Source organism: Roseovarius nanhaiticus (assembly GCF_900156535.1).
Classification (GTDB): Bacteria; Pseudomonadota; Alphaproteobacteria; order Rhodobacterales; family Rhodobacteraceae; genus Roseovarius; species Roseovarius nanhaiticus.
Window position 1 is genome coordinate 641,427 of record NZ_FTNV01000001.1, and the last position, 25,574, is coordinate 667,000.

Consider the following 25,574-nt stretch of genomic DNA (forward strand, 5'->3'; position numbering starts at 1 on the left):
ACAATGGTTCAACTGACCCTGCCCAAGAACAGCCGCATGGTGACGGGCAAGACCTGGCCCAAGCCCGAAGGCGCGACCAACCTGCGCAAGTTCAGCATTTATCGCTGGACGCCTGACGATGGCGAGAATCCCCGTGTCGACACCTATTTCGTCGATATGGATGATTGCGGCCCGATGGTTCTGGACGCGCTGATCAAGATCAAGACCGACATCGATCCAAGCCTTGCCTTCCGCCGGTCCTGCCGCGAGGGGATTTGTGGCAGCTGCTCGATGAATATCGGCGGCATCAACACGCTGGCCTGCATCTACGGCATGGACGAGGTGAAGGGCGACGTGAAGATATTCCCGCTGCCGCACCAGCCGGTTGTCCGCGATCTGATCACCGACCTCACGCATTTCTATGCACAGCACGCCAGCATCCAGCCTTGGCTGGAGACCGAGACGGTCGCGCCAAGCAAAGAGTGGAAACAGTCGATCGAGGACCGCGAGAAGCTGGATGGCCTTTACGAGTGTGTTATGTGCGCCTGCTGCTCCACCGCCTGCCCCAGCTACTGGTGGAACGGTGACAAATACCTAGGACCGGCAGCCTTGCTGCACGCCTATCGCTGGATCGTTGATTCGCGTGATGAAAATACCGGCGAGCGGCTGGATGATCTGGAAGATCCGTTCAAGCTCTACCGCTGCCACACGATCATGAACTGCACCAAGACCTGCCCCAAGGGTCTGAACCCCGCCAAGGCCATCGCAAATATCAAGAAGATGATGGTCGAGCGCGCAGTTTGATCCCAAAGTGACGCAAGCAGTATAGCAGGCCCCCTCGGGGCCTGCTTTTTTGTGCGCGATACCGCTGTGACACCCGAACTTTCGACATGCATCTGTTGACTGATGGGAAAATAAATTAAACAGTGGGAAATTAACGCGAGGAGTCGTCATGGGTGCGGATCAAGGTAGCGGTGTATGGAAATCCGGGCGCGGCAAGGGCCGCGTCACGCCAAAAGGGCGCCAGCTGGATGACGTGGCCTGGGCAGACGTCAAGGATTTGCTGGCTGGTCGCACCATTCGCCGCGACCATCTGATCGAGTATTTGCACCTCATTCAGGACAAGTTCGGCCATCTGTCGGCCGCGCATCTTCGCGCTCTGGCCGAGGAAATGCGCCTCGGCATGGCCGAAATATACGAGGTCGCCACCTTTTACGCGCATTTCGACGTGGTGAAAGAGGGCGAGACGCCGCCCCCCGCGCTGACCATCCGTGTCTGCGATTCGCTCAGCTGCGAGTTGGCGGGCGCGCAGGAGTTGAAATCCGCGCTGGAAAAGGGCCTCGATCCGTCCGAGGTGCGCGTGCTGCGGGCGCCTTGCATGGGCCGCTGCGATACCGCCCCCGTGCTGGAGCTGGGCCACGCCCATATTGACCACGCCACGCCCGAAAAGGTGCACGAGGCCATCGCGGCCAAGCATATCCACCCGACCATTCCCGATTACCAGACCTTTGACGCCTACCGCGCAGAAGGCGGGTATGACGTGCTGGCCGATCTGCGCAAGACCGGGAACTTCGAGACGGTCCAGCAGACCCTCCTCGACAGTGGCCTGCGCGGCCTTGGCGGCGCCGGTTTCCCCTCGGGCAAGAAATGGGGTTTCGTGCGCGATGCCGCCGGGCCCCGTTATCTGGCCGTCAATGGCGACGAGGGCGAGCCGGGCACGTTCAAGGACCGCTACTATCTGGAGCGGGTGCCGCACCTTTTCCTGGAGGGGATGCTGATCGCGGCCTGGGCCGTCGAGGCGGATACCTGTTTCATCTACATGCGCGACGAATATCCCGCCGTGCTGCACATCCTTGCGACCGAGATCGCGGCACTGGAAGCGGCGGGTATCGTCGCCCCCGGCTATATCGAGCTGCGCCGCGGCGCGGGCGCCTATATCTGCGGCGAAGAAAGCGCGATGATCGAGTCGATCGAGGGCAAGCGCGGTATTCCGCGCCATCGCCCGCCCTTTGTGGCGCAGGTTGGTGTTTTTGGCCGCCCGACGCTGGTCAACAATATCGAAACGCTGCACTGGGTCGCGCGCGTCCTGCGCGAAGGCCCCGAGGTCCTGTCGGATCACGAGCATAACGACCGCAAGGGCCTGCGCAGCTACTCGGTCTCGGGCCGTGTGAAAAACCCCGGCGTTTACCTGCTCTATGCCGGCTCGACGATCACCGATATCATCGCGGCTGCGGGTGGCATGATGGATGGCCATACGTTCAAGGGCTACCAGCCGGGCGGTCCGTCCTCGGGGCTGCTGCCTGCATCGATGCATGACATCCCGCTCGACTTCGACACGCTGCAGCCGCATGGCACCTTCATCGGCTCCGCCGCGGTCGTCGTGCTGAGCGACAAGGATAGCGCGCGCGCTGCGGCGCTGAATATGCTACGTTTCTTCGAGGACGAAAGCTGCGGCCAATGCACGCCCTGCCGTGTGGGCTGTGAAAAGGCGGTCAAGCTGATGCAGGCCGATACCTGGGATCAGGATCTGCTGGGCGATCTGTGCACCGCGATGGCCGATGCCTCGATCTGCGGCCTCGGGCAGGCCGCGCCCAACCCGATCCGCTCGACGATGAAGCATTTCCCGGAGGAAATCTGATGCTGGATAGCAATGTGGCCACCGTCACCTTCACGCTGGATGGCGAGGAAGTCACCGCGCCCAAGGGCCAGACGATCTGGGAAATCAGCCATGGCCGTGGCCTGATCATTCCCAATCTGTGTCACAAGCCGCAGCCGGGCTATCGCCCCGATGGCAATTGCCGCGCTTGCATGGTCGAGGTCGAGGGCGAGCGGAACCTGATCGCGTCGTGCATCCGCGAGCCGAGCGACGGCATGGTCGTCAAGACGAACACCGCCCGCGCGGAAACCGCCCGCAAGATGGTGATCGAGATGCTGCTGGCCGACCAGCCCGAGCAGGAGGTGGCGCATGACAAGTCCAGCCACCTTTGGGACATGGCCGCGATGCAGGGCGTATCCGAGAGCCGCTTTCCCAAGCTGGAAGAGGGACACATCCCCCTTTTGGACGACAGCCATGTCGCGATGAGCGTCAATCTGGATGCCTGCATCCAATGCGGCCTTTGCGTGCGCGCCTGCCGCGAGGTGCAGGTGAATGACGTGATCGGCATGGCCGGGCGCGGGCACAACGCCTACCCTGTCTTCGATTTTGACGATCCCATGGGCGAGAGCACCTGCGTTGCCTGCGGTGAATGCGTTCAGGCCTGCCCCACCGGCGCGCTGATGCCCGCGACCGTTGTCGACGAACATCAGGTCGGCGACAGTGCGGATTATGACAGCGAGACCAAGAGCATCTGCCCCTTCTGCGGGGTCGGCTGCCAGATCAACCTCAAAGTCAAGGATGGCAAGATCAAATATGTCGAGGGCATCAACGGACCCGCGAATGAGGGCCGGCTCTGCGTCAAGGGGCGTTTCGGCTTTGACTACATCCACCATCCTCACCGCCTGACCAAGCCGCTTATTCGCCGCGATGACGCGCCCGCCAAGGGTCTGAACGTTGATCCCGGCAACTGGCAGACGCATTTCCGCGAGGCGGAGTGGGACGAGGCGCTGGATCTGGCGGCGTCCCGACTCAAGGGCCGCGGCCGCGAGGTTGCCGGTTTTGGCAGCGCAAAATGCACCAACGAGGAAGCGTATCTCTTTCAGAAGCTGATCCGGCAGGCGTTCCGCCACAATAACGTCGATCACTGCACGCGGCTGTGCCACGCCTCGTCCGTTTCGGCCCTGATCGAGAATGTCGGCTCGGGCGCGGTTACGGCCACGTTCAACGAAATCGAGAATGCGGATGTCGCCATCATCATCGGCGCCAACCCCGTCGAGAACCACCCCGTCGCCGCCACCTATTTCAAGCAGTTCACCAAGCGCGGTGGCAAGCTGATCGTGATGGATCCGCGCGGGCAGGGCATGAAGCGATTTGCCACCCACATGCTGCAATTCCGCCCCGGCGCTGATGTGAGCATGCTGAACGCGATCATGCACACGATCGTCGAGGAAAAGCTCTACGATCAGCAATATATTGACGCCTATACCGAGAACTGGGAGGCCGAGAAGGCGCATCTGGCCGATTTCAGCCCCGAGAAGATGGAAGGCATCTGCGGCATTCCCGCTGAGACGCTGCGCGAGGTCGCGCGCACTTTCGCGGGCGCGAAATCCGCGATGATCTTCTGGGGCATGGGCGTCAGCCAGCATATCCACGGCACCGATAATTCGCGCTGCCTGATCTCCCTTGCGCTGATGTGCGGGCAGGTGGGCCGCCCCGGTGCGGGCCTGCACCCGCTGCGCGGCCAGAACAACGTGCAGGGCGCCAGCGACGCGGGCCTCATCCCGATGTTCCTGCCAGACTACCAGAGCGTCACCGATGACGGCGTGCGCCGTGCCTTCACCGAAGTGTGGGAGTCCGAGGATTTCAGCGCCGAGAAGGGCCTGACCGTGACCGAGATCATGGATGCGGTCCATGACGGCGATATCAAGGCGATGTATATCCTGGGCGAGAACCCGGCCATGTCCGACCCGGATGTGGATCACGCGCGCGATGCGCTGGCCAAGCTCGATACGCTGGTCGTGCAGGACATCTTCCTGACCGAGACGGCGAACTATGCGGACATCATCCTGCCCGCCTCGGCCTTCGCTGAAAAGTCCGGCACCGTCACCAACACCAACCGGCAGGTGCAGTTGGCCCGCCCCGCCGTGCCGCCCGTGGGCGACGCGCGCGAGGACTGGATCATCACCACGCTACTGGCCAATCGCCTTGGCCTGAATTGGAAATACGACAGCCCCGCCGATATCTTTGCCGAGATGAAGCTGAACATGGGCAGCCTCAACAACATCACGTGGGAGCGGCTGGAGAATGAGGGCGCGGTGACCTATCCGTCGCTCAGCCCGACCGATCCGGGGCAGGCCATCGTCTTTGGCGACGGCTTCCCACGGCCCGAGGGGCGCGCGCGCTTTACCCCCGCCAGCGTCATCGCACCCGATGATGTGCCGGACGAAGAATACCCGATGATCCTGACCACCGGCCGCCAGCTGGAACATTGGCACACAGGCTCGATGACGCGCCGCAGCCGCGTTCTGGACAGTGTCGAGCCCGAGGCGAACTGCTCGCTGCATCCCTCGACGCTGCGCAAGCTGGGCGTGGAGCCGGGCGGCCATGTGCGCCTGACCACCAAGCGCGGCAGCATCTCCATCATGGCGCGGGCCGACCGCGCCGTGGCGCCGGACATGGTGTTCCTCCCCTTCGCCTATGTCGAAGCGGCGGCGAACATCCTGACAAACCCCGCGATCGACCCTTATGGCAAGATCCCGGAATTCAAGTTTTCTGCCGTCAAGGTAGAAGCAGACACCCAATCCGTCGCCGCAGAGTGACGCAACCAACGAGGGACTGACTGAAAAATGGCCTATAAAAGCGATATCGAAATTGCGCGCGCCGCACAGAAAAAGCCGATCCAGGAGATTGGCGACAAACTCGGTATCCCGACCGAGCATCTGCTGCCCTACGGCCATGACAAGGCCAAGGTTTCCCAAAGCTATATCGACAGCGTGCAGGGCAACAAAAGCGGCAAGCTGATCCTCGTTACCGCGATCAACCCGACCCCGGCGGGCGAGGGCAAGACGACGACCACGGTTGGTCTGGGCGATGGCCTGAACCGTATCGGCAAGAAGGCGATGGTCTGTATCCGCGAAGCCTCGCTCGGTCCGAACTTCGGCATGAAGGGTGGCGCCGCAGGTGGCGGTTACGCTCAGGTCGTTCCGATGGAAGAGATGAACCTCCACTTCACCGGTGACTTCCACGCCATCACCTCGGCCCACTCGCTGCTGTCGGCGATGATCGACAACCACATCTACTGGGGCAACGAGCTGGATATCGACATCCGCCGCGTCGTGTGGCGCCGCGTCGTCGACATGAACGACCGCGCGCTGCGCCAGATCACCGCGTCGCTGGGCGGCGTCTCGAACGGCTTCCCGCGCGAGACCGGCTTCGACATCACCGTGGCCTCCGAGGTCATGGCGATCCTGTGCCTTGCCAAGAACCTCAAGGATCTCGAGGACCGTCTGGGCGCGATGATCGTCGCCTATCGGCGCGACAAGAGCCCCGTCTATTGCCGCGATATCGAGGCGCAAGGCGCGATGACCGTCCTGCTCAAGGACGCGATGCAGCCGAACCTCGTGCAGACGCTCGAGAACAACCCGGCCTTCGTGCATGGCGGCCCCTTCGCCAATATCGCGCATGGCTGCAACTCGGTCACCGCCACCACGACCGCGCTCAAGATCGCCGATTTCGTCGTGACCGAGGCAGGCTTCGGTGCGGACCTGGGCGCCGAGAAGTTCATGAACATCAAGTGCCGCAAGGCGGGCCTCGCGCCGGATTGCGTCGTGTTGGTGGCGACGGTGCGCGCGATGAAGATGAACGGCGGCGTTGCCAAGGCCGATCTGGGCGCCGAGAACGTCGACGCGGTTAAGGAAGGCTGTGCCAATCTCGGCCGTCACATCGCCAACCTCAAGAGTTTTGGCGTGCCGGTCGTCGTGGCAATCAACCATTTCGTCAACGACACCGATGCCGAGGTCGAGGCCGTCAAGGCCTATGTCAAGGAGCAGGGCTCTGAGGCCATCCTGTCGCGCCACTGGGAACTGGGCAGCGAAGGCAGCGCGGATCTCGCGACCCGCGTGGCCGAGATCGCCGAGAGCGGCGCGTCCGACTTCAAGCCGATCTATCCCGATGAGATGCCACTGATGCAGAAGATCGAGACGATCGCCAAGAACATCTACCACGCCGATGGCGTGGTGGCCGACAGCAAGATCCGCGATCAGTTGAAACAGTGGGAAGAGGCCGGTTACGGCAACCTGCCGATCTGCATGGCAAAGACGCAGTACAGCTTTACCACCGATCCCAGCCGCCGCGGCGCGCCCACGGGCCATTCCGTGCCGATCCGCGAAGTGCGTCTGAGCGCCGGAGCGGGCTTTGTCGTTGTCGTCTGCGGCGAGATCATGACGATGCCCGGCCTGCCGCGCGTGCCCGCAGCCACCTCGATCCGTCTCAATGATGGCGGCGAGATCGAAGGTCTGTTCTAAGGAACGCGGATTGCGCGGGGCATCGAGCCCCGCGCAATCCGGTCGCCGCCTTTGCGGCTCCTGCCTCCGGCGGGGATATTTTTAGCAAGAAGAAAGCAGGGGCGCGGCCGCCTGTGGCAAGGAGAGCGCGATGACGGCTCAGGTGATTGATGGCAAGGCCTTTGCGGCCGAAGTGCGCGGCAAGGTCGCCGAGCATGTGAAGCGTTTGAAGGACAAGCACGATCTGGTGCCGGGCCTTGCCGTGGTGCTGGTCGGCGAGGATCCGGCGAGCCAGGTCTACGTCCGTTCGAAGGGCAAGCAGACCACCGAAGTCGGCATGAAGAGCGTTGAGCACAAGTTGGATGTGGACACATCCGAAGCGGATCTGCTTGCGCTGATCGACAAGCTCAACAAGGACGAGAGCATCCATGGCATCCTCGTGCAACTGCCCCTGCCCAAGCATCTGGACGAGGATCTGGTCATCAATTCGATCGATCCGGCCAAGGATGTGGACGGGTTTCATATCTCGAATGTCGGTTTGTTGGGGACTGGGCAGAAGAGCATGGTGCCTTGCACGCCGCTGGGCTGCCTGATGATGCTGCGCGAGCATCACGGATCGCTCTCGGGTATGGACGCGGTGGTGATCGGGCGCAGCAATATCGTCGGCAAGCCGATGGCGCAGCTGTTGCTTGGGGATAGTTGCACCGTGACGATCGCGCATTCGCGAACCAAGGATCTTGCCGATGTGGTACGCCGCGCGGATATCGTCGTGGCCGCCGTTGGCCGCCCTGAGATGGTGCCCGGGGATTGGATCAAAGAGGGTGCCACCGTGATTGATGTGGGTATCAACCGGATCGAGAAGGACGACGGCAAGACCAAGCTTGTTGGGGATGTCGACTATGCCAGCTGTGAGGAACGTGCGGGTGCGATCACGCCCGTGCCGGGCGGTGTTGGGCCGATGACCATTGCCTGCCTTCTGGCCAATACGTTGACCGCGGCCTGCCGCGCGAATGGTATCGAGGAGCCTGAAGGCCTGACGGCCTGATGGCCCTCCCAGCATCTGAAGAGGGTCGCGCCTGGCGCGGCCCTTTTGCGTTTTAGCGGGGCATGGGAATGACGCGTGTAGCCGTTCCGGTCAGTACGGCCACAGCCTCGGGCCTCATGAGATCGGTAAGCGGAGTGTCGTCGCTGCGCAGGCCTCCGGTATAGGTGCCGTAGGCGGGCAGGATCACGCGATCCGTGTCGATCAGGAATGCGGGGCGGCTGACGCTGCGCCCACGCGCGTGGACCGAAGCCTTGGGGTGATAGTGGCCCGAGAGTTCACCGCTGGCGCCGGGCCGCGCGATGTGCCGAAACGTCAGCGGTGGGACCGGCAGCTCGGCGAGGTGCGTGCCGCCCAGATCGACGGGACCGGGATCGTGATTGCCCTCGATCCAGACCCAGCGGCGCCCGGATTGCAGAGTTGCAATCCAGAGCTTTTCATCCTCGCCAAGCGCGTCCGCCGCCGCGCTGTCATCGAAGCTATCGCCGAGGCAGATGACGGTTTTGGCGCCCGTGGTCCTTAGGTCGGCATCGAGACGGGCGAGAGTGTCTTGCGTCTCGTACGGGGGCAGGGATGTTGTTCCTAGCCGCGCCCGCCGCTCGGATTTGCCGAGATGCAGGTCAGAGACGCAAAGAAGGTTGTGATCCGGCCAATAGAGCGCGCCGGTGGGCAGGGCAATCAGTCGCGCGCCTGCGAGGGTGAAGGCGTGGGTGGTCATGGGGGCGGTTATGCCCTCAAACATCCAGCTCTTCCACGAACCGCGCGTTTTCCTGAATGTACTGAAAGCGCAGCTCGGGCTTCTTGCCCATCAGGCGTTCCACCAGATCGCCAGTCTGGCCCGGCTCGTCCTCGTCAATTGTCACGCGAATGAGGGTGCGGGATTTCGCATCCATCGTCGTCTCCTTGAGGTCCTTGGCATCCATTTCGCCCAGACCCTTGAAGCGGCTGACATCAATCTTGCCCTTGCCGCCAAGGCCCTTTTCCATCCAAAGGTCGCGCTCGGCCTGATCGATGCAGTAAACGCGTTTGGCACCCTGGCTGAGGCGGTAAAGGGGCGGGCAGGCAAGGTAGAGGTGGCCCGCGTCGATCATGGGGCGCATTTGCGTGAAGAAGAACGTCATCAAGAGCGCGGCGATATGCGCGCCGTCGACATCCGCGTCGGTCATGATGATGATCTTGTCATAGCGCAGATCGTCGAGATTGAACTTGGAGCCGAGGCCGACACCCAGCGCCTGTGTCAGATCGCTGATTTCCTGGTTGCTCCCCAGTTTCGAGCTGGCAGCGCCCAGCACGTTCAGGATCTTGCCGCGCAGGGGCAGCAGGGCCTGGGTCTTGCGGTCGCGCGCCATCTTGGCCGAGCCGCCGGCGCTGTCGCCTTCGACGATGAACAGCTCGGTCCCGTCGCGTGTGTTCGATGAACAATCGACCAGCTTGCCGGGAAGGCGCAGCTTCTTTGTCGCGGTCTTGCGCTGGGTTTCTTTTTCCTGGCGGCGGCGCAGGCGCTCTTCCGCGCGCAGGACCAGAAAATCGAGGATCGCGCCCGCGGATTTCGTGTCGGCGGCCAGCCAGTTGTCGAAATGATCCCGCACGGAGTTTTCGACCATGCGCTGCGCGTCAACCGTGGCGAGGCGGTCCTTGGTCTGGCCAACGAACTCGGGATCGCGGATAAAGCAGCTGACCAGCGCGCCCGCGCCGGTGATCAGATCCTCGCGCGTGATACTCGCGGCCTTCTTGTTGTTCACCAGCTCGCCATAAGCCTTGATGCCCTTGAGGATCGCGGCCCAGAACCCGGCCTCGTGCGTGCCGCCCTCGGGGGTGGGAACGGTGTTGCAATAGGACTGGATGAAGCCGTCGCGTGCGGGCGTCCAGTTGATCGCCCATTCGACCTTGCCGGGCACCTTGAACTTCTCGAAACTGACCGAACCGGCGAAGGGCGTGTCGGCATAGGTCGTCGCGCCGCCCATTGCCTCGGTCAGATAGTCCGAAAGTCCGCCGGGGAAGTGGAACTTGGCCTCGCGCGGTGTCTCGCCATCGTCGATGCCGGTTTTCCAGCGGATTTCGACGCCGGAAAAGAGATAGGCCTTGGAGCGTGCCATCTTGAAAAGGCGCGCGGGCTTGAGCTTGAGCGAGCCGAAGATCTCGGCATCGGGGTGGAACGTCACGGCGGTGCCGCGCCGGTTGGGCGCAGCGCCGATCTTCTCGAGCGGGCCCTGCGGCAGGCCGCGCGAGAACTCCATCGCGTAGAGTTCCTTGTTGCGGGCCACCTCGACGCGCAGGTGATCCGAGAGCGCGTTGACCACCGACGAGCCGACGCCGTGCAAACCGCCCGAGGTCTGATAGCTGTCGCCCGAGAACTTGCCGCCCGCGTTGAGCGTGCAAAAGATGATCTCGAGCGCGGATTTCGTCGGGTCTTTGGGGTGCGGCCCCGTGGGGATGCCGCGCCCATTGTCACGCACGGAGACATGGCCGTTCTCGTGTAGCTCGATCTCGATCCAGGTGGCGTGGCCGGCGACAGCCTCGTCCATCGAGTTGTCGACGATCTCGGCCACCATGTGGTGCAGGGCACGGTCGTCCTTGCCGCCGATATACATGCCAGGGCGCAGGCGGACATGCTCCATATCCTCAAGGACCTGGATGGAGGATGCGTCATAGTCGCCCGAAGAGGTGGCGGTGGTCAAAAGATCGGACATGGGGTGCGCTGCTCGCTCGTTTCTGAGTTTGCGCGATTATGACAGAGCGGCGCGCCGGTTGAAAGAACGCAGCGGCCCTGCGCGGCCTCAAGGGGGCCAAAGGATCAGGCCGAGCGCATTGAGAGTCAGTAGTATCGCGGTCAACCCTCCGAGGCGCGCGAAGCCGGGACGGTCGGGCTTGGGGTGCGCCACCACTGTGCGTACACCGCAAAGCATAAAAACCCAGATCGCAAAGACGCTTGCTGACGCACCGATCCAGATCACCTGGGCCAGCGGCATCATCGCGGTGCTGTGCGCTGATATGTGATCCGCATGCGTCCGCTCCTTCGTCTCGCCGGGTCTGCGCTTTACTTTGGGGCGATTCCCATCAACAAATCGCTAATGAGCGAGCATCTTAAAGGTCTGATCATTACCGCACTGGGCGTGCTGATGATCGTGCCCGACTCTCTTTTCGTGCGCCTGATCATGGCCGACCCGGCCACCATCACCTTTTGGCGGGCAGCCGTCGCCGGCACGCTGATCCTGGCCGGATGCTTTGTGGTCCAAGGGCTCTCGGGATTTCGTGCGGTCGCGCGAACGGGCCGGCCCGGCCTGCTTTACACGCTGCTGATGGCCACCACCGCGCCGGGTTTCGTCATGGCGATTTCGCTGACCAGCGTGGCGAATGTTGTTTTCATCTTCGCCTCGATCCCGATTTTTGCCGCGATCTTCAGCCGGATTTTCCTGGGCGAGCCGTTCAGCCGCCGCACCGTCCTGACCATGGCCGCGGTGCTGCCGGGACTCGCCATAATCGCCTATGGCAGCCATGAGAGCGAAATTGCCAGCTGGCAGGGCGATCTTATCGCGCTCGCGGTCTCGGCCAGTTTCGCCGCCGCGCTGACCACGGCGCGCAAAATGCGCGCGACGTCGATGATCCCGGCGATCCCGGTTTCCTATCTGCTGTCGGCGTTGATCATGTTGATCTGGGCGACGCCCGGTCAGGCGATGCCGTCGCAATGGCCTTTGGTGTTGGGCCACGGGACGTTCATCGCGCTCTCAACCTGTCTGCTGACATTAGGGCCGCGCTATCTTTCCTCGGCCGAGGTATCGCTTCTGATCCTGCTCGAGTCAGTGCTGGCGCCGCTGCTGGTCTGGGCGGTGATCGGCGAGGATCCGGGCGTATGGGCGCTCTTTGGCGGCGCACTGGTGATCGGCGCGCTGGTGGTGTCCAACATGGTCGCGCTGCGACGCAGGCGCGTTAGAACGTCGCCTCGACCCCCGGAAGTTTCAGCGCCGCGATAAGATCGCGCAGCTCCTGCCGGGCGGCGATATTCGAGATGTTGAGCTGCTTGACGCCCACATCCTTGAGGTCAAGAAGGGTCAGGCCACGCGGGAAAAGCTCGCGGAAAATCACCCGCTCGTTAAAGCCGGGGGCGGTGCGGAACCCGATGCGCTTGGCCAGATTGTCCAGCGCAGCGCCCATTTTCTCTTTGTTCACCATGGCTTGGGCGCCCACACGGTTGCGCACCACGATCCAGTCGATAGGCTTCAGCCCGGCCTGCGCGCGCAGCTGCCGCGCATTCCAGACCATCTCGGAATAGACCGACGGTCGCAAAATCTTTTGCCCGTCCGCGTCGACATGGGCCAGCAAGTCAAAGTCCACGAAGCTGTCGTTGAGCGGCGTGATCAACGTATCGGCAAGGCTATGTGCGACCTGGCTTAGCCGCGTATGCGAGCCGGGGCAGTCGATCACGATGAAATCGCTGTCTGGCTCCAGTGACGCGACCGCCTCGGACAGGCGGCGGTCATACATGTTCTCGCCGGGGCTGAGCGCGGTCTGATCGACCTCGGGCAGGTCGTGGTAGAAGGGGCTGGGCAGGCTCAGACCCGCCTTGGCCAGATACGCCTTGCGGTTCTCGGAGTAGCGTCCAAAAGTCTTTTGCCGCAGGTCCAGATCCAGCGCGCTGACGGTGAAGCCCAGCCGCGCCAAAGCGGTGGCGACATGCATCGACACCGTAGATTTCCCCGCGCCGCCCTTTTCGTTTCCGACGACGATGATATGCGCCATGTCCCAAGATCCCTTGCCCACGCCCTCGGATCGGGGCGTTTGGCGCATGGTATAACGCGCACAGGCAAGAGGAAAGGGCGCGAGAGCGGAAGTTGGCGCCAAGAACCGGCTCTTTTTACGTTGAAAGACAGGGCGTCCGGCCCGTCACCTAGCACGAGAAAAGGCCCCGCCATTTCCGGCGAGGCCCGATACGCGAAACGGCACGTCGCCTTAGCCCTTCATGCTATCCCAGAAGGATTTGACCGACTTGAAGAAGCTCTTGCTCTCGGGATTGTTGTCCTCGGACAGCGCCTCGAATTCGCGCAGCAGCTCTTTTTGCCGGGAGGTCAGGTTGACCGGCGTCTCGACGGCAAGCTCGATGAACATATCACCCGAGCCACCACCGCGCAGGGCGGGCATGCCCTTGCCGCGCAGGCGCATCTGACGGCCTGATTGGCTGCCCTCGGGGATCTTCACCTTGCTGCGGCCACCGTCGATGGTGGGCACCTCGATGTCGCCGCCGATTGCGGCGGTGATCATCGAGACAGGCACGTTGCAATAAAGGTTCGTCTCCTCGCGCTCGAAGAGCGGATGCTTGGTGACCTCGATGAAGATGTAAAGATCGCCCGGAGGACCGCCACGCATGCCCGCCTCGCCCTCGCCGGAAAGGCGAATGCGCGTGCCGGTCTCGACGCCCGCGGGGATGTTGACGCTGAGCGCGCGATCCTTTTCGACGCGGCCTTGGCCACCGCAGGATTTGCAGGGGTTCTGCACGATCTGGCCCATGCCGGAACATGTGGGGCAGGTTCGCTCGACGGTAAAGAAGCCCTGCTGAGCGCGCACCTTGCCCATGCCAGAACAGGTGGGGCAGGTGGTCGGCTCGGCGCCGCCTTCGGCGCCCGATCCGTCACAGGAATTGCATTGAACGGATGTCGGCACGTTGATCGTCTTTTGCAGGCCCTTATAGGCCTCCTCGAGCGTGACGCGCATGTTATAGCGCAGGTCCGAGCCGCGCGCGGCGCGCTGGCGCCCGCCGCCGCCCCGGGCGCCCATGAAGTCGCCGAAGAGATCGTCGAACACGTCGGAAAAGGCGCTGGCGAAATCGCCTTGGCCCTGCGGTCCGCCGGGGCGCCCGCCACCGCCGCCCATTCCGCCCTCGAAGGCGGCATGGCCGAAACGGTCATAGGCCGCTTTCTTCTCGGCGTCTTTCAGTACGTCATACGCCTCGCCCACTTCCTTGAACTGGGCTTCGGCGTTGGGATTGTCCTTGTTGCTGTCGGGATGCAGCGCGCGCGCCTTTTGGCGGTATGCCTTCTTGATCTCGTCAGCCGAGGCCCCGCGCGCGACGCCCAGAACCTCGTAATAATCACGTTTGGCCATTGCGGGACCTCCTAAACCTGAAACGAAACGGGCCGGCCTAGCAGACCGGCCCGAAGGTTTCTCAGCGGCGCATTACGCGCGCTTGTTGTCGTCAAGGTCCTCGAAATCGGCATCGACGATATCATCATCGCCATTACCGCCCTCATCCGCGGCAGAGGGGCCACCGTCATCCTCTTCCGACTGGCTGGCCTTGTAGATGGCCTCGCCCAGCTTCATCGCGGCCTCCGAGACGTTCTGGATGCCCGACTTGATTTTACCCGCGTCGTCTTTCTCCAGATCCTCTTTCAGCGACGAGATGGCCAGTTCGATGGCTTCGATCGTGGTGGGATCCACCTTGTCCGAATGCTCTTCCATCGACTTCTCGGTCGAGTCGATCAGGCTTTCCGCCTGGTTGCGTGCTTCGACCAGCTCGCGGCGCGACTTGTCTGCCTCGGCGTTCTCCTCGGCATCCTTGACCATCTTCTCGATGTCTTCCTCCGAGAGGCCACCCGACGCCTGGATCGTGATCTTGTGCTCCTTGTTCGTGCCCTTGTCCTTGGCCGAAACGGAGACGATCCCGTTAGTGTCGATGTCGAAGGTCACCTCGATCTGGGGCATGCCGCGCGGTGCGGGCGGAATGTTCTCGAGGTTGAACTGGCCTAGCATCTTGTTGTCCGCGGCCATCTCACGCTCGCCCTGGAATACCCGGATCGTCACGGCGCTCTGGTTGTCCTCGGCGGTCGAGAAGACCTGGCTCTTATTCGTCGGAATGGTCGTGTTGCGGTCGATGAGGCGGGTGAAGACACCGCCCAGCGTCTCGATGCCGAGCGACAGGGGCGTCACGTCCAGAAGGACAACGTCCTTGATATCGCCCTGCAGGACGGCAGCCTGAATGGCGGCGCCCATCGCGACGACCTCGTCGGGGTTCACGCCCTTGTTCGGCTCCTTGCCAAAGAGCTTGGTCACTTCCTCGATCACCTTGGGCATGCGGGTCATGCCGCCGACCAGAACGACCTCGTCGATATCGCTGGCCGTCAGGCCCGCATCTTTGAGCGCGGCCTGGCAGGGCTTGAGCGACGCCTTGATCAGATCACCGACGAGCGATTCCAGCTTGGCACGGGTCAGCTTCATGACCATGTGCAGCGGCTGGCCGTTCGAGGACATCGAGATGAACGGCTGGTTGATCTCGGTCTGGCTCGAGCTCGACAGCTCGATCTTGGCCTTTTCCGCCGCTTCTTTCAGGCGCTGAAGCGCCATCTTGTCCTGCGTCAGGTCGACGTTATGCTCTTTTTTGAACTCGCCCGCCAAGTAATTGACGATGCGCATGTCGAAGTCTTCACCGCCAAGGAACGTGTCGCCATTGGTGGCTTTCACTTCGAAGAAACCTTCGGCCATCTCGAGGATGGTCACGTCGAACGTGCCGCCGCCGAGGTCATAGACCGCGATCGTCTGCTCGTCTTTCTTGTCGAGGCCGTAGGCCAGCGCAGCGGCTGTCGGCTCGTTGACGATGCGCAGGACTTCAAGGCCGGCGATCTTGCCCGCGTCCTTGGTGGCCTGGCGCTGCTGGTCGTTGAAATAGGCCGGGACGGTGATGACGGCTTGCGTCACTTCCTCGCCAAGATAGCTCTCGGCGGTCTCTTTCATCTTGCCCAGGATGAACGCCGAGATCTGGCTGGGCGAGTATTTCTCACCGCGCGCCTCGACCCATGCGTCGCCATTGCCGCCATCGACAACGGTGAAGGGCATGTTCTTTTTGTCCTTGGCCAAGTCAGCATCGTCAGCGCGACGGCCGATCAGGCGCTTGACGCCAAAGACGGTGTTTTCGGGGTTCGTGACGGCCTGCCGCTTGGCGGGCTGGCCGACCAGTCGCTCATTCTCGGTGAAGGCGACGATCGAGGGGGTCGTGCGTGCCCCTTCGGAGTTTTCGATCACGCGTGCCGTCTTGCCATCCATGATGGCGATGCAGCTGTTGGTGGTGCCGAGGTCGATACCAATAACTTTGGACATGGATTTCATCCCTTTCTCTTCAGGCGATATAGGCGAGGTTGGACCCGTTTCGGCATCCAACCCCGGTTTGCTCGGACGCGGCCCGCAATTGCGACCCAACGCTTCGGGGGGTATATAGGGAGGGCAAGACAGCCCTGCAAGCGCCGCGGCGCAGCGCATTTCGCCATTTTTCACACAAATCGGCCCATAGGGGGCGGGCAACATGACCGAGCTTGACCTGCGCGGGTTTCGCATCCTTCCCGGATACCTGGATAAGGGGGTCCAAGAGGCGCTGGTATCGGATCTGCGCGATGTGGTCGGGGCGGCGCCGCTCTTTTCGCCCATGACACCGATGGGCCGCAAGATGAGCGTGCGCATGACATCGGCGGGGCGCTATGGCTGGATATCGGATACCAAGGGATACAGGTATTCTGAAACGCATCCGAACGGGCAGGCATGGCCCGCGATACCCCCAACGGTGCTGAATGTCTGGCGCGCCTTGGTCAGCGACGCGCGCGCGCCCGATTGCTGCCTGATCAACTACTATGGCGAGGGCGCGCGGATGGGGCTGCATCAGGACCGGGACGAGGCGGATTTCACTTGGCCAGTGCTCTCTATCTCACTTGGGGATGAGGGGCTTTTGCGTATCGGCAATCTGGCGCGCGGTGGCAGCACGGTGTCGCACTGGCTGCGCTCGGGCGATGTCGTGGTGATGGGCGGGGATGCGCGGCTGGTCCATCACGGGGTGGACAAGATCCGATTTGGCTCGTCCAGCCTGCTGAACGGGGGTGGACGGATCAATCTGACCTGCCGCGTGGTGGACTGATCCCGCCGCGCGGTGTTTGACCGGCGGCGGGATTTGAGTATTTTTGCCAAGATGAAGCGGCGGACGCTTACGCGCTTTTCGGCTCGACATTCACCTGATGCGGGAAGGGGATCGAAATGCCCTTGGCGTCGAAATCTTCTTTGATCGCCTTGGTCAGCTCGAATTTGACGTTCCAGAAATCGGCGGTCGAGGTCCAGAGCCGCGCGGTGATATCGACCGAGCTGTCGCCCAGGTTGGTGACGCGCGCCCATGGCTCGGGGTCCTGCATCACACGTTCGTCCGCGCGGGCATTGTCCAGAATGATCTGCATCGCGGTATCGGCGCTGTCACTGTAATCAATGCCGAAGGTCAGATCGAGCCGGCGGGTGTCATGTGCCGAGTAGTTGGTGATGACCGAGCCCCAGGCCTGACCGTTGGGCATGATGATCTGCACATTCTGCGGTGTTGTCAGCTCGGTAAAGAAGAGCGCGATTTCCGTGACCGTGCCGCTGGTGCCGCCTATGTCAACGTATTGGCCCAGCCGGTAAGGCCGGAACATGACCAGCATGATGCCGGCCGCCAGATCGGCCAGCGTGCCCTGCAGGGCAAGGCCGATGGCGAGGGTGGCTGCGCCGAGAACCGCGACGACGCTGGTCGCTTCGATCCCGAAGAGGTTCAGGACCGCCAGCAGAACCATGATCCGAATGGCCCAAGTGGCGACGGTGGCGGCGAAATTGCCCAGCGTCTGATCGATCCGCTGATGCTTGCGCACCTGGCGCCGCACGAAGCGGCCCACGAGTCCCGCCGCGATCCAGCCGACGATAAGGACGACCAGTGCCTTGACCGCGTTAATCACCAGCGGCGCATAGCCGCCCAATTGATCCAAGAAACCTTCCATGGGACGAGTGACCCCCTTCAATCAGTAAATTTATTGTCGAGCGCTGCTATAGAGCCTTTGCGCCAACGACGAAAGGCCCCGGAGGTTCCAGGGCCTTTATCTGGTCGCCGCTCAAGCTCAGCGTGTTTTCAGTGCGTCGCGGATTTCGATCAGGATGTCCTTTTCGGAGGGGCCGGTATGTACCTCGGGCGCGACTTCGTCCGGCTTTTCGGCCAATGATTTCACCTTGTTCACATATTTGACCAGCATGAAGACAACGAAGGCGATGATCAGGAAATTGATCACGGCCATGAGGAAGGCGCCGAAGGCAAAGACCGATGCGCCTGTCTCGCGTGCGGCCTCCAGCGAGGCGCCCGCCGGGACGTCGCCGGCAAGGACGACGTAATTATTGGTGAAATCGACTCCGCCGGTGAAAAGACCGATGATCGGATTTATCAGATCGCCCACCAGCGATGTGACGATCGCGGTAAAAGCCGCGCCGATGATGATACCCACGGCCATGTCCATGACATTGCCCTTGGCAATGAAATCCTTGAATTCGTTCAGCATTGTGTCCCCGGTTTTTTGTGTTGGCGACGCGTTTGCGCGTCTGCGCGAAAAGGTTAACACATTCGCGCACAATGCAATGCCGGTTTTGCGATCTAGGTAGAACAGGCCAAGCCACTACCTTTGAATGGAGATCGCACATGAACCGCACAAACCCCATCAACGGCCGCTGGCCCGCCAGCCGCCCGGACTTGCTTCAGCTTTATTCCTTTCCCACGCCCAACGGCGTCAAGATCTCGATCATGCTGGAGGAGACGGGCCTCGATTACGAGGCGCATCTGGTGACGCTGGCCGACAAGGACGTCAAAAGTGATGCCTTCACCGCGCTCAATCCCAATGGCAAAATCCCGGCGATCATCGACCCGAACGGCCATGGCGGGCCGGTCGAGCTGTTCGAGAGCGGTGCGATCCTGATCTATCTGGCGGAGAAAACCGGTCAATTCCTGCCCGCCTCCGGTGCCGCACGGGCCGAGGTGCTGGCGTGGCTGATGTTTCAGATGGGCGGGCTGGGGCCGATGCTGGGCCAGCTGGGCTATTTCCACAAATTCGCCGGCTCCGAGATCGAAGACCCGCGCCCCCGTGAGCGTTATGTCAATGAAGCGAACCGTCTGCTGGGCGTGGTCGAGGCGCAGCTGGACGGTCGTGACTGGATCGCGGGCGACTATTCCATCGCCGACATGGCGATTGCGCCATGGCTGAACGCGCTGGAGTTCTACGGCGTCAGGGAGGCTACGGGTTGGGGCCAGCACCCGAATTGCATCCGCTATCTCGAACGCTTCATGGACCGGCCCGCCGTTCAGCGCGGAATGAACATCCCGGACCGCAACGGGTGAACGGTCTGGCCCGGCACATGCCGGGCCGGGCCTTACTTGGGCAACTTGCCCTCCAGAACATAGCGCAGGATGTGCACAACCTGCTCGGGTGTGCGCGCGACGGCAAGCGCGGCGGCGTCCACTTCTTTCAGCGCGTGGTCATGCTCTTCGGGCTGCAGGATGATGAGCGACGTGCCCAACGCGGCGGCATAGCCCGCATCGAAGGCCGCATTCCATTGCTTGTACTTGTCGCCGAAGCGCACGACGACGATGTCGGCCTCCTCGATGGCCTGCCGCGTGCGGATCGCGTTCAACTTGGCGCCCTTGTGGTCGTGCCAGAATTTGCTGTCCTCGCCGCCCAGAATGGCAACGCCGCAATCGTCACTGGCGCCGTGATCTGTGACGGGGGCGGTGAAATGCACATCCAAATCGGCGGCGCCATTCTCGATCTGGTCCCGCCAATCGGTGTGGATCTCGCCGCTCAGATAAACGTTCAGCATATCGGTTCTCCTCTGATTCAGCCGCGCAGGGTGCCGCCGGTGGCCTTGGCCACCTTGTCGACGATCTTGGCCGAGACGGCCTCGATATCGGTATCCTTCAGCGTCGCCTCGGTGGGCTGCAGCCGCACGGTAATGGCCAGCGACTTGCGCCCTTCGCCGAGGCTGCCGCCAATGAATTCGTCGAAAACGCGCACATCCTCGATCAGCGCCTTGTCGGCTCCGGCGGCGGCATTCACAAGCGTCAGCGCCTCCACATCCGCATCGACGACGAAGGCAAAATCCCGCTCGACCGCTTGCAACGCGTTCATCTGCGCCGCGCCCCGGTTGGTCGTGGCATTGCGGGGCAGCGGGATCTCGGCGGGCCAGAGCGTGAAGGCCATGGCGGTGCCCTTGATGCCCATCGCGCGCAGCACCTTGGGGTGCAACTCGCCAAAGACGCCCAGCACCTTCTTGGGACCGAGGCAGATCATGCCATGACGGCCCGGATGCCACCATTCGCGCGCGCCGCGCAGGATCTGCACCTTGGCGGGCGCGCCGATGGCCGACAGGATCGCCTCGGCATCGGCCTTGACGTCATAGAGATCGACGGCGCGGCTGCTGCCATGCACGTCCTTGGGTCCGGTGCGGCCCATCAGGATACCCGCCACCTGCAAATGCTGCTCGCCCGGCTCGCCGCCGTGGAAGGCATGGCCGACCTCGAAGAGCCCCATGTCGGAAATGCCGCGCGCCTGGTTGCGCGCCGCAGCCTGCAGAAGGCCCGGCAGCAGCGCGGGGCGCATATGGCTCATCTCGCTGCTGATCGGGTTGGCCAGCATGGTGGCGTCGTCGCCGCCGCCAAAGAGCGTGGCGCTGGCGTGGTCGATGAAGCTGTAGGTCACGCATTCGTTGTAGCCAAGGCTCGCCGCCGTGCGGCGTGCGATCTGCTCGCGCTTCTGCGCGGGCGACAGGATCGGCGCTGGCACGCCCGCTTGTGTGCGGGGCAGGGGCCGGCCCTCCAGCTTGGTCATGGACGCGACGCGCGCCACCTCCTCGACCAGATCCGCCTCGCCCAGCACATCGGGGCGCCAGCTGGGCACGGATGCCAGATCGCCGTCGAGGCGAAAGCCGAGCGCCGTGAGCGTCTGGCGCTGCTCGGATTCAGGAATGTCCATGCCCACCAGCGACTGCACCTTGGCGGGGATCAGCTTGTAGGCGCGGCGTACATCCGGAACCTTGCCCGCCTTGATGAGGTTCGAGGGCGTGCCGCCGCAAAGATCCATGATCATCTGCGCGGCCAGATCCACCGCCTCCATGTTGAAGGCCGGGTCGATCCCGCGCTCGTTGCGATAGCGGGCGTCGGAATTGATTTTCAGTGCGCGACCCGTGCTGGCGATCTGGACATTGTCCCAGACGGCAGCCTCCAGAAACACATCGGTCGTCTCACTGGTGCAGCCCGTGGCCAGCCCGCCCATGATGCCGCCGATGCTCTCGATGCCGTTATCGTCGGAAATCACGACCTGACCGGCGCTGAACGTATATTCCTTTTCGTCCAGACCGATCAGCGTCTCGCCGCCCTTGGCGCGGTGGACGCGCAGATCGCCCGAGACCTTGGCGGCGTCGAAGACATGCAGCGGACGGTTGCGGTCGAAGGTGAAGAAATTGGTGATATCCACCAGCGCCGAGCGCGGGCGCAGCCCGATGGCGCGCAGGCGGTCCTGCAGCCACTGGGGGCTGGGTCCGTTCGTGACGCCGCGAATGAGGCGGCCCGCGAACACCTCGCAGCCGTTCGTGGCCGTGTCCTCGTCGATGGTCACGTTGATCGGGCAAGGGAATTGCCCCTCGACATGCGCGGTCGGCGCGTCCTTGAGCTTGCCCAGACCACGCGCGGCCAGATCGCGGGCGATGCCGCGCACGCCCAGCGCGTCGGGGCGGTTGGGCGTGATGGCGATCTCGATCACCGGATCGACCTTGGCCGGGTCATTCACCGCCAGCCAGTCGATATAGCGCTCGCCGACCTCACCCGAGGGCAGTTCGATGATCCCGTCATGCTCGTCGCTGAGCTCCATCTCGCGCTCGGAGCACATCATGCCGTAGCTCTCGATGCCGCGGATCTTGCCGACGCCAATGGTGGTGTCGATGCCGGGCACATAGACCCCGGGCTTGGCCACGACCACGGTGATCCCCTCGCGCGCGTTGGGCGCGCCGCAGATGATCTGCAACTCGCCCTCGCCGGTGGCCACCTTGCAGACGCGCAGGCGGTCCGCATCGGGATGCGGCTCGGCATGGGTGACATGGCCCAGCGTGAAATCCGCCAGCCGCGCGGCGGGGTTCGTGATGCCCTCCACTTCGAGGCCCAGATCGGTCAGCGCATAGGCGATCTCATCGACCGTGGCCGATGTGTCGAGATGGTCCTTGAGCCAGGAGATCGTGAATTTCATGTGCTGTCATCCGTGAGGTCGTTTTCGCGTTGGCTTCGCATAGCGCAGAAGGCGCGGCGGGGAAAGGCCGCTTACTTCTCGAGCCGCTCCGCGAGGTCTTCGGTATCGCCCATTTCCAGCAGCTTGATCTCGCGGACGAGGCGGATGGTGGGCTTGAGGCAGAAACAGACCGAGCCGATGACGAATAGCCAGATTGCCTGGGTTTCGTACTCGGCCCAGAAGAAGAGGATCGAGCCGATGAGGAACGCCGTGGCGGCGGCAAAATCTACAATGGTGTAGGCCAGTTCGTAGAGGGCATAGATGCGCCGGCTTTCGGCCGTGTTCTGGCGGTTGCGGTGCTGGAATAGGCGCATGGGCGGACTCCTTTTTGGGTTTGAGCCTAAAGGAAGTGCCCCTTCGTCCGGAATCAAGTCGAAGGCGCCGGACGAGCGCCTGCCCGTCCCTTCGCATCAAAGGTGCGAAACTATAGTCGGCACGCCTCCGGCGTGACGCGCTGGCGCTTTTGATGCCGTGGTGCTGCCGTTCGGATGTTGGAAGGACGTGGCGGGCATAAAGCGCGTCGGTCAGCCGTTGCAGCGCCACCCTACGGGCAGGCGCGCGTCCGGCTTGTTAGGTCGTCACTTTGCGAGCACGGCCGCTTCTCACTTTTTTATTCTGTCAAACCCAAGAGTTTCAGAAGTCCAGCTGAAATAAGAGCGATTACTACGGAAACAAAAATTGTCGGCACGTTTGATGCAATATTAAGCCCAATCCGCCGAAACCATGAACGGCTCTCAAGCCATCTATGCCCGTCGCCGGTAATTCTTATGTGATTAGCGGCATACGGATCAGCAAACCCATCGCCTAACCAAGGCCCATCTTTATCGTCTTCAATTTGCAATAGCCCATCTTCAATGAGAATCCGAATATTAAAAGCTTCGTTATCAGTCCAATCGGGCGTTTCTTCTATGGTGAATCCGTGGCTTCCTCGCCAAAAAGTTTGGAACGATATCCATTCATATTTGTGATCTTCAATACGTTGTAAAATCTTCTCTTGAAGCTTCACGTCCCGCTTCACCTACTCAACCCACCTCTCAGCGTTGGCACATCCAGCGCAGCAAACCCATAATGCCGCAGCCAGCGCAAATCTGAATCAAAAAACGCCCGCAGATCCGGTATCCCGTATTTCAGCATCGCGATCCGGTCGATCCCCATGCCAAACGCAAAACCCTGCCATTCGTTCGGATCGATATTCCCGGCCTCGAGCACCTTGGGGTGCACCATGCCACTGCCCAAAATCTCCAGCCAGTCGTCGCCCTCGCCCACTTTCAACGTCCCGCCTTCCCAAGAGCAGCGGATGTCGACCTCGGCGGACGGCTCGGTGAAGGGGAAATGCGAGGCGCGGAAGCGCAGCTCGACATCGTCGACCTCGAAGAAGGCCTTCACGAACTCTTCCAGCACCCATTTCAGGTTCGCCATCGAGATGTCGCGGTCGATCGCAAGCCCCTCGATCTGGTGGAACATGGGCGTGTGCGTCATGTCGTAATCGGCGCGGTAGACGCGGCCGGGAGCGATGACGCGGATGGGCGCGCCCTGATCCTGCATCGCGCGGATCTGCACCGGCGAGGTGTGGGTGCGCAGCACATGCGGCGGGCGCTCGTCCCCCTCGCCGCGATGGGTATAGAACGTGTCCATCTCGGCCCGTGCGGGGTGGTGGCCGGGGATGTTCAGCGCGTCGAAATTGTACCAGTCGCTCTCGATCTGCGGACCTTCGGCCACGGCAAAGCCCATGTCGGCAAAGATCGCGGTCACTTCCTCGGTCACCTGGCTGATCGGGTGGATGGTGCCCTGCCGCCGCCCGCGCGCCGGTAGCGTGACGTCCAACCATTCGCCGCGCAGACGCTCGTCCAGCGCGGCGTCGCCCAGAGCCTCTTTCTTGGCCGCCAGCGCGCTGTTGATCTCGTCCTTCAGCGCGTTCAGCCTGGGACCGGCAGCCTGCCGTTCTTCGGCGCTCATCTTGCCAAGCTCGCGCATGGCGAGGCTGATCTCGCCCTTCTTGCCGACGGCCTGCACACGCAGATCCTCCAGCGCGGCCTCGTCGCCGGCATTTGCAATCAGGCTGATATACTTGTCGCGCAGATCGTCCATCGGGGCACCTATCGTCTGTGATGCCCGCGAGTTACCGCGCATCCCCCTTGCGCGCAAGCCTCAGCGCAGATCGCGCGCGTAGTCCGCGGTGAAGGCGGCATAGCCGGCCTGCGTCACCCCATGATGGCCCTGCATATGCGCATGTAGTGCGGGCAGCTGGTGAAAGGGCACGTTGGGAAGGGTGTGATGCTCGATGTGATAGGGCATGTTCCACGCCAGAAATCGCACGATCCGGTTGGTATAGGTGGTGCGCGTGTTCTCCAGCATATTGGACACGAAGGCACAGCGCCCGTGCTCGGCCAAGAGGTAGAGGCGTAGGAACGGCTGGCCCACCAACACAGGCAGGAGCCAGATCCAGAAAAGGAGCGGGGTGAAGGCGAGGCTGGCCAGCACCCCGGCATAAATCGCCAGCATGACGCGCGCCTCGCGGATGATGCGGGGCCGGGCGCGCCCCGGAATGTAGGACGCATCCATCCGCCCGCGCGCATTGTCCCACGTCACCCGTGCCATGCCCAGCCAGTAGGGAAGGCCCGAGACATGGCGGATATAGTCGCCCCACGTTTCCGGCTTCATGCCGGACAGCAACTCGGGGTCCTTGTCCGGATCGTTGGTGTGGCGGTGGTGGGCCAGGTGGAAATACCGAAACCACTCGAAAGGCAGGAGGAGCAGCACGCCGCAAATCCGCCCCACCCATTCGTTCAGGGGCGCATTGCGGAACGGGGTCTTGTGCGTCGTCTCATGCTCCAGCGTGAAGAGAAAGCAGATGGCGATGCCCTGCAGCAGCACGGCCACCTGCCACAGTGGCCAGCCAAGCGCGATCCAGAGCGCGAGCGCCCCGATCAGCGCCGTATGGCCTGCAAGATGGCGCAGTCCGGCGGCGTTCTCGACCGCGCTCAGTGCGGCAAGCGTGTCGGGCGAGAGCTGCGATATGAAGGCCTTGTGATCCATCACCGGCATATAGGCGCGGTGCACCGGATGATCCAGAGCCGCCACGCGGCAACGAAAAACGCCGCCCCCGAAGGAGCGGCGTCTCGCAAATTCTGAAGAAGGATAAGACTTAGAAGCCAAGACCTTCGTACTTCTTCTTGAACTTCGACACGCGGCCGCCGCTGTCCATCAAACGGCCCGAGCTGCCGGTCCAGGCCGGGTGCACGGTGGGGTCGATATCCAGCGACAGCTGGTCGCCTTCCTTGCCGTAGGTCGAGCGCATTTTTAGGATCGTGCCGTCGGTCATCTTGACGTCGATCTCGTGGTAATCGGGGTGGATGTCTTTTTTCATCGTACCGGTC

22 protein-coding genes are annotated in these 25,574 nt (G+C 62.6%); 8 read left to right on the plus strand and 14 right to left on the minus strand.

Annotation, left to right across the window (positions count from 1 at the left end; translation table 11 throughout):
• Positions 1 to 3: 3 nt before the first annotated feature.
• The 5 genes from BW975_RS03060 (at position 4) to folD (ending at position 8,122) form a co-directional block, all read left to right on the plus strand.
• Positions 4 to 783, plus strand: a complete 780-nt coding sequence (locus BW975_RS03060) for a succinate dehydrogenase iron-sulfur subunit (RefSeq protein WP_076530869.1) — start codon at positions 4 to 6, stop codon at positions 781 to 783.
• Between the two features lie 148 nt (positions 784 to 931).
• Complete coding sequence (locus BW975_RS03065) at positions 932 to 2,617, plus strand: NAD(P)H-dependent oxidoreductase subunit E (protein ID WP_076530871.1); 1,686 nt, start codon at positions 932 to 934, stop codon at positions 2,615 to 2,617.
• Positions 2,617 to 5,394: a formate dehydrogenase subunit alpha gene (fdhF, locus tag BW975_RS03070; protein WP_076530873.1), complete on the plus strand. Its 2,778-nt coding sequence runs from the start codon at positions 2,617 to 2,619 to the stop codon at positions 5,392 to 5,394. Before BW975_RS03065 ends, fdhF begins: the two co-directional genes overlap by 1 nt.
• Positions 5,395 to 5,421: 27 nt before the next feature.
• Entirely contained in the window at positions 5,422 to 7,098 is a 1,677-nt protein-coding gene (locus BW975_RS03075) for a formate--tetrahydrofolate ligase (RefSeq protein ID WP_076530874.1), read from the plus strand.
• 130 nt (positions 7,099 to 7,228) lie between these two features.
• Positions 7,229 to 8,122 (plus strand): bifunctional methylenetetrahydrofolate dehydrogenase/methenyltetrahydrofolate cyclohydrolase FolD, encoded by an 894-nt coding sequence (gene folD, locus BW975_RS03080; protein WP_076530876.1) that lies wholly within the window; start codon positions 7,229 to 7,231, stop codon positions 8,120 to 8,122.
• Positions 8,123 to 8,174: 52 nt separating this feature from the next.
• Here folD and pdeM read toward each other — a convergent pair whose 3' ends face one another.
• Together pdeM and BW975_RS03090 are read right to left on the minus strand one after the other, a co-directional pair.
• Positions 8,175 to 8,837 (minus strand): ligase-associated DNA damage response endonuclease PdeM, encoded by a 663-nt coding sequence (gene pdeM / locus BW975_RS03085; protein ID WP_076533330.1) that lies wholly within the window; start codon positions 8,835 to 8,837, stop codon positions 8,175 to 8,177.
• Positions 8,838 to 8,853: 16 nt separating this feature from the next.
• Positions 8,854 to 10,809 carry a DNA gyrase/topoisomerase IV subunit B gene (locus BW975_RS03090; protein WP_076530877.1) on the minus strand — a complete coding sequence of 652 codons (1,956 nt, stop codon included), beginning with the start codon at positions 10,807 to 10,809 and terminating at the stop codon, positions 8,854 to 8,856.
• 381 nt (positions 10,810 to 11,190) lie between these two features.
• On the opposite strand from BW975_RS03090, the gene BW975_RS03100 reads away from it, so the two are divergent.
• Positions 11,191 to 12,090, plus strand: coding sequence for a DMT family transporter (locus tag BW975_RS03100; protein WP_076533333.1), 900 nt, complete (start codon positions 11,191 to 11,193; stop codon positions 12,088 to 12,090).
• Here the strand turns inward: BW975_RS03100 and BW975_RS03105 are convergent.
• From BW975_RS03105 to dnaK, 3 genes are all read right to left on the minus strand, one after another.
• The gene (locus BW975_RS03105) at positions 12,047 to 12,856 is read right to left on the minus strand and encodes a division plane positioning ATPase MipZ (protein WP_076530880.1); all 810 of its coding nucleotides are present in this window, start codon (positions 12,854 to 12,856) and stop codon (positions 12,047 to 12,049) included. The two genes, BW975_RS03100 and BW975_RS03105, sit on opposite strands and share 44 nt — an antisense overlap.
• A gap of 210 nt (positions 12,857 to 13,066) precedes the next feature.
• Positions 13,067 to 14,215, minus strand: a complete 1,149-nt coding sequence (gene dnaJ / locus BW975_RS03110; RefSeq protein WP_076530882.1) for a molecular chaperone DnaJ — start codon at positions 14,213 to 14,215, stop codon at positions 13,067 to 13,069.
• Positions 14,216 to 14,287: 72 nt separating this feature from the next.
• Positions 14,288 to 16,201, minus strand: a complete 1,914-nt coding sequence (gene dnaK / locus BW975_RS03115; RefSeq protein ID WP_076533336.1) for a molecular chaperone DnaK — start codon at positions 16,199 to 16,201, stop codon at positions 14,288 to 14,290.
• A gap of 202 nt (positions 16,202 to 16,403) precedes the next feature.
• Here dnaK and BW975_RS03120 point away from each other — a divergent pair, with 202 nt between their 5' ends.
• Positions 16,404 to 17,006, plus strand: a complete 603-nt coding sequence (locus BW975_RS03120; RefSeq protein ID WP_076530884.1) for an alpha-ketoglutarate-dependent dioxygenase AlkB family protein — start codon at positions 16,404 to 16,406, stop codon at positions 17,004 to 17,006.
• 67 nt (positions 17,007 to 17,073) lie between these two features.
• Here the strand turns inward: BW975_RS03120 and BW975_RS03125 are convergent, their stop codons facing one another.
• Positions 17,074 to 17,883, minus strand: a complete 810-nt coding sequence (locus tag BW975_RS03125; RefSeq protein ID WP_076530885.1) for a mechanosensitive ion channel family protein — start codon at positions 17,881 to 17,883, stop codon at positions 17,074 to 17,076.
• A 117-nt stretch (positions 17,884 to 18,000) separates the two neighbouring features.
• Entirely contained in the window at positions 18,001 to 18,432 is a 432-nt protein-coding gene (gene mscL, locus BW975_RS03130) for a large conductance mechanosensitive channel protein MscL (protein WP_076530887.1), read from the minus strand.
• 137 nt (positions 18,433 to 18,569) lie between these two features.
• On the opposite strand from mscL, the gene BW975_RS03135 reads away from it, so the two are divergent.
• Positions 18,570 to 19,262, plus strand: a complete 693-nt coding sequence (locus BW975_RS03135) for a glutathione S-transferase family protein (protein ID WP_076530888.1) — start codon at positions 18,570 to 18,572, stop codon at positions 19,260 to 19,262.
• 32 nt (positions 19,263 to 19,294) lie between these two features.
• Here BW975_RS03135 and BW975_RS03140 read toward each other — a convergent pair whose 3' ends face one another.
• The 7 genes from BW975_RS03140 to rpmE all read right to left on the minus strand — a co-directional run bounded on the left by BW975_RS03140 (position 19,295) and on the right by rpmE (position 25,564).
• Positions 19,295 to 19,741, minus strand: coding sequence for a YtoQ family protein (locus BW975_RS03140; RefSeq protein WP_076530890.1), 447 nt, complete (start codon positions 19,739 to 19,741; stop codon positions 19,295 to 19,297).
• Positions 19,742 to 19,758: 17 nt separating this feature from the next.
• Complete coding sequence (gene pheT / locus BW975_RS03145; RefSeq protein ID WP_076530891.1) at positions 19,759 to 22,158, minus strand: phenylalanine--tRNA ligase subunit beta; 2,400 nt, start codon at positions 22,156 to 22,158, stop codon at positions 19,759 to 19,761.
• Between the two features lie 71 nt (positions 22,159 to 22,229).
• A complete protein-coding gene (locus tag BW975_RS03150; protein WP_076530893.1) occupies positions 22,230 to 22,511 on the minus strand; it encodes a YrhK family protein in 282 nt (93 codons plus the stop codon).
• A 296-nt stretch (positions 22,512 to 22,807) separates the two neighbouring features.
• Positions 22,808 to 23,203 (minus strand): hypothetical protein, encoded by a 396-nt coding sequence (locus BW975_RS17860; RefSeq protein WP_139194230.1) that lies wholly within the window; start codon positions 23,201 to 23,203, stop codon positions 22,808 to 22,810.
• Between the two features lie 8 nt (positions 23,204 to 23,211).
• Positions 23,212 to 24,285: a phenylalanine--tRNA ligase subunit alpha gene (gene pheS, locus BW975_RS03155; RefSeq protein WP_076530894.1), complete on the minus strand. Its 1,074-nt coding sequence runs from the start codon at positions 24,283 to 24,285 to the stop codon at positions 23,212 to 23,214.
• 60 nt (positions 24,286 to 24,345) lie between these two features.
• Entirely contained in the window at positions 24,346 to 25,257 is a 912-nt protein-coding gene (locus BW975_RS03160; protein WP_244512532.1) for a fatty acid desaturase, read from the minus strand.
• Positions 25,258 to 25,342: 85 nt separating this feature from the next.
• Positions 25,343 to 25,564: a 50S ribosomal protein L31 gene (gene rpmE / locus BW975_RS03165; protein WP_076530896.1), complete on the minus strand. Its 222-nt coding sequence runs from the start codon at positions 25,562 to 25,564 to the stop codon at positions 25,343 to 25,345.
• Between the last annotated feature and the right edge of the window lie 10 nt (positions 25,565 to 25,574).